General features: G+C 65.4%; 6 protein-coding genes. 3 read left to right on the top strand and 3 right to left on the bottom strand.

Features of this window, described 5'->3' with window-relative positions:
- Positions 1-2,727: TonB-dependent receptor domain-containing protein (locus tag CHU93_RS00595; RefSeq protein ID WP_094472284.1), on the top strand; the 2,727-nt coding region annotated here is incomplete at its 5' end.
- Between the two features lie 24 nt (positions 2,728-2,751).
- Positions 2,752-4,332 carry an amidohydrolase gene (locus tag CHU93_RS00590; RefSeq protein WP_094472283.1) on the top strand — a complete coding sequence of 527 codons (1,581 nt, stop codon included), beginning with the start codon at positions 2,752-2,754 and terminating at the stop codon, positions 4,330-4,332.
- 172 nt (positions 4,333-4,504) lie between these two features.
- Here the strand turns inward: CHU93_RS00590 and CHU93_RS00585 are convergent, their stop codons facing one another.
- Positions 4,505-5,275: a hypothetical protein gene (locus CHU93_RS00585; protein WP_094472282.1), complete on the bottom strand. Its 771-nt coding sequence runs from the start codon at positions 5,273-5,275 to the stop codon at positions 4,505-4,507.
- 70 nt (positions 5,276-5,345) lie between these two features.
- Complete coding sequence (locus CHU93_RS00580; protein WP_133064245.1) at positions 5,346-7,730, bottom strand: zinc-dependent metalloprotease; 2,385 nt, start codon at positions 7,728-7,730, stop codon at positions 5,346-5,348.
- Between the two features lie 221 nt (positions 7,731-7,951).
- On the opposite strand from CHU93_RS00580, the gene CHU93_RS00575 reads away from it, so the two are divergent.
- Complete coding sequence (locus tag CHU93_RS00575) at positions 7,952-8,515, top strand: cysteine dioxygenase family protein (RefSeq protein ID WP_094472280.1); 564 nt, start codon at positions 7,952-7,954, stop codon at positions 8,513-8,515.
- A gap of 13 nt (positions 8,516-8,528) precedes the next feature.
- On the opposite strand, the gene CHU93_RS00570 is transcribed toward CHU93_RS00575, so the two are convergent.
- Positions 8,529-9,116 carry a carboxymuconolactone decarboxylase family protein gene (locus tag CHU93_RS00570; RefSeq protein ID WP_094472279.1) on the bottom strand — a complete coding sequence of 196 codons (588 nt, stop codon included), beginning with the start codon at positions 9,114-9,116 and terminating at the stop codon, positions 8,529-8,531.
- Positions 9,117-9,241 lie beyond the last annotated feature (125 nt).

Genomic DNA, 9,241 nt, shown 5'->3' with positions numbered 1-9,241 from the left:
GTGACATCTCTAAGTTGCGCCTACAAACTGAAGGCCGAACCGCAGGCCAATATCGGCGATTATGTCAACACGCTGCCGGCGGTGCGCGGTTCGCAAAGCTCGTCCACCAACTCCGGCTCGCTGTCCAACGGCCAGGCCGGCATTGCCACGGTCAACCTGCGCTCGCTGGGCGCGGCGCGCACCCTCGTCCTCATCGATGGCCAGCGCTCGGTTGCCTCCACCCCGGTCGGCTTTGTCGACACGCAAACCGTGCCGCAGGGTTTGATCAAGGGCGTCGAGGTCGTCACCGGCGGCGCCTCCTCGGCCTATGGCTCCGATGCCGTCGGCGGCGTCGTCAACTTCAGCCTCAACCGGGATTTCAAGGGCCTGCGCGCCGAATATGAATTCGGCATCACCGATTATGGCGACGTGCCCAACCACACGTTCCGCATCACCAGCGGCTTCGACTTTGCCGATGGCCGCGGCAAGGTGCTGCTGGCCGGCGATTATTTCACCCAGAAGGGCGTCGACACCTATGATCGGCCCTGGCAGCAGTCGGGCTTCTTCCAGATCGACAACCCGGCCTTTGTCGCCGGCAATGGCCAGCCGGAACGCCTGGTCGCCGCCGGCATCGGCACCTATCAGTTTACGACGGGCGGCCTGATCACCGGCCAGCGCACCACCGGGGCCACCACCTTCGGCACCGGTGCGCTCACCGGCCAGTATTTCGGCCAGATCGGCCCCAACGGGCCCGGCCTCACCCGCTTCAACTTCGGCCCCAGTCGCGGTCAGTGGATGGTGGGCGGTGATTATCTGATCAGCCGCGAAGGCCATTGGAGCAGCAACAGCCTGGCCCCGCACGAAGAGCGCGGCAACATCTTCGGCCGCCTGAGCTATGAATTCGACCGGGCGTTCGTGCCCTATGTCCAGTACAGCTTCTCCGGCTACAACGGCCGCAGATTCTATCAACAGACGCCGTCGACCGGCGTGACCATCGCCCGCGACAACGCCTATCTGCCGCAGGCGCTGGTCGATCAGATGGTGGCGCTGAACGTCAGCGCCATCCAGATCGGCACCAGCAACGCCGGTTTCCCGGCGGCCGGTTCCAACAACACCCGCGAAGTCTATCGCTTTGTCGCCGGCGCCGATGGCGAGTTCGACATCGGCAAGGGCACCTGGAAATACAACGCCTATTACCAGGCCGGCATCGCGCGCACCAACGAACTGCTCACCAACACCTGGCTCAACAGCCGGGTGACGCTGGCCCAGGATGCGGTGCGCGCGCCCGCTGGCAATGCCGCCGGCATCCCGGCCGGCACCATCGTCTGCCGCTCCACGCTGACCGCCCCCACCAACGGCTGCGTGCCGTTGAACCGCATCGGCATCGGCGGCGTGACGCAGGCCGCGATCGATTATGTGTTCAACAACGGCGCCCAACCGCAACGCTATCAGACGCTGCGTCAGGATGTGGCGGCCCTCAGCTTCTCCACCAACGATCTGTTCGAAACCTGGGCCGGAGAGGTCAGCTTTGCCTTTGGCGGCGAGTATCGCCGTGAGCGCGTGGATGGCTTTGTCGATCCCCAATTCAACTCGGGCTGGCTCTACGGCAATTATCTCGTCACCAAGGGCAGTTACGATGTGAAGGAAGCTTTCATCGAAACCGTGGTGCCGCTGGCCAAGGGCGTCGATTTCAACGGCGCCGTGCGCCGCACCGATTATTCCACCAGCGGCAGCGTCACCACCTGGAAGCTGGGCGCGACCTGGCAGGTGATTGACGACATCAAGCTGCGCGTGGTGCGCAGCCGCGACATCCGCGCGCCGAACCTCAACGAACTCTTCGCCCCCGGCACCGCCCGCACCAACACGGTGAACGTGCCGCTGCCTGGCGGCGGCCAGCGCGCCGACCAGTTCCTCGAACAGACCACCGGCAACACCGCGCTGAAGCCCGAAGTGGCGATGACCTGGGGTGTCGGCGGCGTCTTCACCCCGACCTTCCTGCCCGGCTTTGCCGCATCGGTCGATTATTTCGACATCAACCTCGCTGGCGCCATCGGCACCATCTCGGCGCAGACCATCACCACCCTGTGCCTCGAACAGAACCGGTCCGACATCTGCCCGTTCATCACCTTCAATGGCCCGGTCAGCCCGTCCAGCATCATCACTTCGATCAGGCTGGTGCCGTTCAACTTTGCCAACGTGAAGGTGCGCGGGATCGACCTCGAAGCCAGCTACCGCTTTGATCTGGGCGGCGGCAAGGCCACCCTGCGCGCGCTCGCCAGCCATTATATCGACAATATCTTCAACAACGGCATCGACGTGCCCGAAGACATTGCCGGCAAGAACCAGGGCGATGGCGTGCCGAGCTGGAACTATCGCCTGACCGCCAACTACGAGATTGACAGCTGGAGCTTCAACCTCGTCGGCCGCGGCTTCTCCGACGGCGTGTACAACAACAACTTCTTCGAATGCACCAGCGGCTGCCCGGCCTCCACCGCCGCCAACCGCACCATCAACACCAACCGCATTTCCGGCCAATGGTACATGGATGCGTCGATCACCAAGAAGCTGAAGCTGGGCGGCTCCAAGGCGGAAGTCTTCCTCTATGTCCGCAACCTGCTCAACAGCGATCCGGTGCTGGTCGGCAACGGCCCGACCGGCAACAACACGCCGGCCTATCCGCAAACCAACCGCGGCTTGTATGACGTGCTGGGCCGGGTTTACCGTATAGGCGTGCGGTTCGAATATTGATCACGCCAAAGGGGGGGCAATCACATGAAGACCAAGGCAATCGCGGCGCTGCTCGCCGCGTCCATCCTCGCCGGGCCGGCGGTCGCGCTGGCCACACCGGCGCAGAAGAAGGAAACTGCAACCCTTGTCGATGCCCAGGCCAAGCTGGCGCAGGAAATGGTCGACACGGTGTTCAGCTTTGCCGAACCCGGCTTCCAGGAGTTCAAGACCAGCGAATATCTGACCGGCATTCTTGAAAAGAACGGCTTCAAGGTGGAGCGCGGCGCCGCCGGCATCCCCACCGCCTTCACCGCCACCTGGTCCAATGGCCCCGGCCCCAAGATCGCACTGGGCAGCGACATCGATGGCCTTCTGGGCCTGTCGCAATATCCCGGCGTGGTGGAGATGAAGCCGATGGTCGAAGGCGGCCCCGGCCATGGTGAGGGCCACAACAGCGGCATGCCGATGATGATCGTCGCCGCGCTGGCCGCCAAGCAGATCATGGAAAAGAACGGCATCAAGGGCACGCTGATGCTGTGGCCGGGCGTGGCCGAGGAACTGCTCGCCACCAAGGCCTATTATGTGCGCGCCGGCATGTTCAAGGATGTGGACGCATCGATCTTCGCCCACGTCGGCCGCGATCTCGGCACCCAATGGGGTGCGGCCGGCAACAACGGCATGGTCAGCGTGGAATATACGTTCAAGGGCAAGACCGCCCACGCCGCCGGTCAGCCCTGGGATGGCCGTTCGGCGCTGGATGCCGTGGAACTGATGAACATGGCCTGGAACATGCGGCGCGAGCATCTGCCCGTCACCCAACGCAGCCATTATGTCATCACCGAAGGCGGCGGCCAGCCCAACATCGTGCCGGAAAAGGCCAGCGTCTGGTATTATTTCCGCGAGAACAAGTTCAGCTCGATCCGCGGCCTCTATGAAATCGGCAACCGCATCGCCAAGGCCGCCGCCATGGCCACCGACACCACGGTGACCCAGCGCACGCTCGGTTATGCCGCGCCAAATTATGGCAACAAGCCGCTGGCCGAGGCGCTTTATGCCAATATCAAGACGGTTGGCCTGCCGGCGTGGGACGATGCCGATCAGGGCTTTGCCAAGGCGATGCAGCAGGCCAACGGCGTGAAGGTCGAACCGCTGACCACCACCATCGCCCCGCTCTCCACGCCCGACACGCGCGGCCAGTCGATGGGCGGTGGCTCCGACGATATTGGCGACATCATGTGGACGGTGCCCACCATCACCATCCGCTATCCCTCCAACATCCCCAACGCCATCGGCCACAACCGCCAGTCGGCGATCGCCATGGCCACGCCGATCGCTCACAAGGGCGTGATGGTTGGCGCCAAGGTGGTGGCGATGACCGTTCTCGATCTGCTCACCACGCCCAAGATCATTGCGGACGCCAAGCAGTGGCAGCAGGACGTGCAGTTCAAGAGCGACAAATATGATCCGCTGCTCGGCCCGGACGACAAGCCGGCGATCTGGCTCAACACCGACATCATGGCCAAGATGCGGCCGCAACAGATGCCGTTCTATTATGATGCCACCAAGTACAAGACCTACCTCGAACAGCTGGGCATCAACTATCAGGACTTTGCCAAGGTGAAGTGACCAATCCTCCCCAATCCCTGATTGGGGACCGGGACCGCCATTCCTCCCCAATCTCTGATTGGGGAGGGGGACCGCCGGAACGGCGGTGGAGGGGCCCGGCGGTGGAAGGGCGCGTCGCCAAGCCCCCGCTTGCTATCGGGCCGGTGCCGCAAGGCGCCGGCCCCTTGTTCGTTCACCAGCGCCAGCCGTGCGGTGCCGGGGCGGCCAGCCCCCGGGCCCGGGCGATGCAGGCCAGTTGCCAATCCACCGACAGGTCGTTGGACGCATCATGCCCGGCCGTCAGCGGCGCCGACGTGCGATAGAAGCCGTTGCTCCGCCGCTTTGGCCAATCGCCGGCGATCCGGGCCATCAACGCCCCGGCATCGCCCTCACCATCCAGCAGGGCCTGCTTGGCAGCAAAATCCCGGTCCACCAGGCCCTTTCCGTTTCCGGCAAAGCCTGCCACCGCCGCCGCCAGCGCGGGCGGCACATCCGCGCCCGTCACCCGCAACAGCAGATACCGGCTATAGGCAAAATAGCGCTCCTCCAGCAGGCGCGGCATGTGCATCACCACCGGTTCCGGCGTGCCGGCCAGCCAGAACAGCGCATGGACGAAATCCCAATCAGCGATGCCGGCAATCTGCGCCATCGGCAGGGCATGGCCGGGATCAACCCGGTTGCGGCAGGCGATCAGGCCGCGATAGGCCATGTGCGTTTCGGCAATGGCGCTGCGCGGATCCTCGCCCAGCCGCCAGCGCATCGCGGCAATATAGCTCAAATCATCCACCAGATGGCTGTGATTGGCGAGCAGCAGCGCCATGTCGCCCTGCCGTTCCAGCGCCGGCAGCCGTGCCCGTGTCTGCGCGGCAAAATCCGCACGGGTGGCCAACAGCCGCACAAACTTGTCCGCCAGGCTCTCCGGTGGCGGTGGGCGCTTGCGAAACAGGGAGAACAGGCCCGGCATTGCCGTCCAGCATAACCGGGCCGGCCCGCCGATCCAGCCCCTTTACAGCGCCGGCCTCACAGCGGCGGGATCACAGTGGCGGTCCGGGCGGCTGCGGGAAGCGGCTGCGCGGGCCCTTGCCCCAGCCGATGCTCACCGCCTTGGGCACCTTGGCCGCGGGATCGGCGAGATAGGCGGCAATATCGGCCGCCGTCTGCCGGTTGAACGCCGCGCCCAGCGCATCGCCGTCGCGGGCCGGCAGCGCCTTGGCCAGATCAGCCAGCGTCTGCAAGGCAAGGGCACGGGCTTCCGGCGCCGTCGTGGCGCTCGCCCCAAGGATCATCAGCCCATCCAGCACGCTCTTCTGCACCACGCGCAGCAGGGCCGGATCGCCGCCTTTGGCATTCCAGCTCGCCGCCATCAGCGCATCGATCAACTCCGGCAGGCCAACCCCCTTGGGATCACGCCCGGCCAGCGCCACCATCCGCGCCGCCCGGTCGGGGGCCAACAGCGGCTCCACCACCAGCGCAGCCGCGATGCGGGCGGCGCGCAGCTGGTCAAACACCGGATCGTCCGACAGATCCTCCAGGTTGCGGCCCGGATCAGGCGTCAGATCGGCCAGCAATTTTTCCGGCAGCGCCAGTTCCGCCGGGCTGATCGCCTGCATCAGCAGCGCCAGCGTGTCGCGCTGCAACTTCGCCGGGATCAGCCGCGTGCCGGGCAGCTTTTCGCCCTTGGCCACGATGTCGGTATAAATCCCGCCGATATATTTCACCGCCGATTCCACCTGATACCGTTGGTGGAGATAGACCATCCACAGCCGCGCATTGCGCAGTTCGCCTAACGGCTCGCCGGGCTGCAACGCACTGTCCGGCCCATAGTTGGCGATCAACAGCCGCCGCGCCGCCAGCGCCTCGCCCAGCCCTTCCACCGGCGTCGCCCGGTCATCATACCAGGTCCAGCGCGGATCGGTTTCGGGCACATAGATCAGGCCTTGGCGGCGCATGTCCTGGATGATCGCTTCCAGCCCGGCCTTTTCATCGGCCAGCGGCGTGTAGGCATAGCGCACCATCATCGTGTCATAGGCGCCAATCGCCGTCTGGAAACTTTCCGACAGGTCGATGCGCCCGCCCTTCACCTTCACGCGCGGGGTGGGATATTCCATCACGCTGGCCCGGTTGTTCAGGCTCGACGCAAAATTATGCCCAAAGCCCAGGGCATGGCCAAATTCATGCGCCGTCAGCAACGCCTGCCGCAACAGCACCATGTCGCGCTGGCCCTTCGGCATGCTGCCGAAATCGCCGTTCACCAGCGCCGGATCGGCCACCGTCACTCCGCCCTCCCTGGGCAGCGCCCCGGCATAGGCATCCCAATAATTGCCGATGGTGCGGATGCGGTGCGAATCCATCCGCACCTTGGCACCCAAAATCTCCCCGGTGCGCGGATCGCGATAGGGCCCGCCCGACGAGAAACCGCGCTCGTCCCGGTTGATCCACTGCATGTAATTATACCGGATGTCTTGCGGGTCCATGTCCGCCGGCGCATCCAGCGCCACCAGCGCATTCCTGAACCCGGCCGCCTCATAAGCCTGATTCCACCACAACAGGCCCTGCTTCATCGCATGGCGGATGGGCGCCGGAATCGCCGGATCGAAATAGACGGTGATCGGCGTCACCGGTTCCGACAGCGCGGCCTTGGGGTCCTTCTTCTCCAGCCGCCAGCGGGTCACCCATTCGGTGTCGATGCCGCCCGAAAAGGGCTGGCTGAAATCCTTGAAGCGAAGGGTCGAAACCCCAATGCGCGGATCGGCCACCCGCGGCGTGTAACCGGTCGGCGCCTTGATGAAGCTGTGATGGATGCGCAGCGTCAGCGCTTCCGGCGTCGGCGTAACGCCGCGCACCAGCGCGCCGGGGCTTTCGGCGGCGAACGTCGCGCTGGTCTCGATCTCGCTGTTCAACGGAAAGGCCTTGATCCGCCCCGGCACCAGCGCCGAACGATTGGCATCAAAGCGGTAATTGCCCTGGTTCTGGCGGCGCAGGATCGCCTCGATCCCGGCGGCATCGCGCATCAGCAGCGGCGTCGCATCCACGGTGATGCGCCCGCCATCCTCTTTCTCGATGGCAAGGCTGGCCAGAGTCGAGGTCGGAAAACTGTCCGCCACGCCGGCCTTGTGCGCGGCATCGCCGGTCAGGCTGCGAAACGCCAGATTCTGCACCTCCACCAATATCCGGCTGCCCGCCCGGCGAAAGCGCACCACGGCCGAATCCATGATCCCCCGGTCCAGCGGCAACTCCACCGATCCGCCGCCAGAGGCGAGGCTGACATAATAGAGCACATCAGTGTCGAGCGCCGGGATGGTCAGCAGCACCCGGCCCTTCGCCGCATCCACCGCCACCGGCATATAGGGGGCATCCTGCGCCGCAGCCGGAACCGCCAGCGACGCCGCAACCGCCACCGAAGCCAACCAACCCCGCATCACGCACCCCTCATCTTGCCCGGCACCCAGTGGACACCGCGACTCGCCCCCTTGCCAAGGGGCACTTTGACGGACCACGCCGATCCTCCCCATGCTCGCATGGGGAGGGGGACCACGCGCAGCGTGGTGGAGGGGCGCGTGGTGGAGGGGCGCGTGGTGAACCGACAGCGCCCAGCATCGCAGGCTTGCCCCAGGCCGCCGCGCGCGCAACACTCCCCGCCATGCCCGCTCCCGCTCGCCTGGCTGCCTTCATCGCAGAGATCCACGCCGCTCTCGCCAGCACCGAACCGCAGCCGGCAATCGCCGCCGCCCTGGCCCGGCTGGTGGCGCAGGATGATTGGCTGCCGCCCGCCCATGCCCAGCCGCACGCCGAACATTATCAGCAATATCTGCTGCATGCCGATCCCCAGGGGCGCTTTTCCATCGTCAGCTTTGTCTGGGGCACTGGCCAGCAAACCCCGATCCACGATCACGGCGTGTGGGGCGCCGTCGGCGTGCTGCGCGGCGCCGAACAGGCCCAAGCCTTCGCGGCCGATGGCACCGGCCCGCCGCGAGCCCTCGGTGCCCCGCATCGTCTCACCGCCGGCATGGTCGAACGGATCGGGCCGGGGGTGGGTGATATCCACCAGGTCAGCAACGCCCACCCCGGCGAGTCGGTGAGCATCCACATCTATGGCACCGATATCGGCCGCCATCGGCGCCACGTCTATCCGATTGAAGGCGGCATCAAGCCCTTCATCTCCGGCTATGCGGGCGGCCCCGACACGCCGGCGTTCAGCGCCTAGAGCGGAAACTGCTCTAGCCGGCGCTGCCCACCTTGTATTCATCCTCCAGCTGCACGCCAAAGCTGTTCAGCGCCATCGAGACCATGTTGTATTGCCCCACGGCAAACACCAGGTCCATCAGCTGCTGCGGGCTGAACCGCCGGGCCAGCGCCGCCCAGGTCGCATCGCTGATGCAATGATCGTCCATCAACTCGTCCACCGCGCGCAGCAGCACATCATCATCGGCATCGCTCCCCGCCACCGGCCCGGCCTTGCACTTCTCGAAATCCGCCGCGCCCATGCCGGCATGATCCCGCCCGATGGCCAGATGATGATGCCATTCATAAGTCGCCCGCGCCCGCCAGCCGACCCGCAGGATCGCCATCTCCCGCGTGCGCGCATCCAGCGTGGACCGGAACAACACCTGCCCACCCCAGGCCGCAAACGCCTGCGCCAGCTTCGGATGATTGGCCAGCGTCTTGAAGATGTTGAACACCGGCGCATCCGCAGCCCCCATCTCCGCCGGCCGATTGCCCAACATGGCCTGCCGCAACACCGCATCCCAGGCGTCCGGCTCCAGCGGCGCGATGCGGGGCGTGGAAAGGCGGTGCGGCATGTCCATGGCGGGTCTCCCTTTTGGGGCATGATAGACCCACGCGCCGCCAAGCGCCGCTCTCTATAATCGCTGATACGGCTATGCCTCCGTCCCGGATCAAGCAACCGTGGAGGCTTTGAGTGTTGCGTTGA

Origin of the sequence: Sandarakinorhabdus cyanobacteriorum (genome assembly GCF_002251755.1) — a bacterium.
Taxonomy (GTDB): Bacteria; Pseudomonadota; Alphaproteobacteria; order Sphingomonadales; family Sphingomonadaceae; genus Sandarakinorhabdus; species Sandarakinorhabdus cyanobacteriorum.
The sequence above is the reverse complement of the archived record's forward strand: the minus strand, read 5'-3'. Positions and strand labels throughout refer to the sequence as shown.

Coding starts and splice junctions, on each gene's coding strand:
- CHU93_RS00590 (WP_094472283.1), top strand. CDS start 2,752: ATGAAGACCAAGGCAATCGCGGCGCTGCTCGCCGCGTCCATCCTCGCC.
- CHU93_RS00585 (WP_094472282.1), bottom strand. CDS start 5,275: ATGCCGGGCCTGTTCTCCCTGTTTCGCAAGCGCCCACCGCCACCGGAG.
- CHU93_RS00580 (WP_133064245.1), bottom strand. CDS start 7,730: ATGCGGGGTTGGTTGGCTTCGGTGGCGGTTGCGGCGTCGCTGGCGGTT.
- CHU93_RS00575 (WP_094472280.1), top strand. CDS start 7,952: ATGCCCGCTCCCGCTCGCCTGGCTGCCTTCATCGCAGAGATCCACGCC.
- CHU93_RS00570 (WP_094472279.1), bottom strand. CDS start 9,116: ATGGACATGCCGCACCGCCTTTCCACGCCCCGCATCGCGCCGCTGGAG.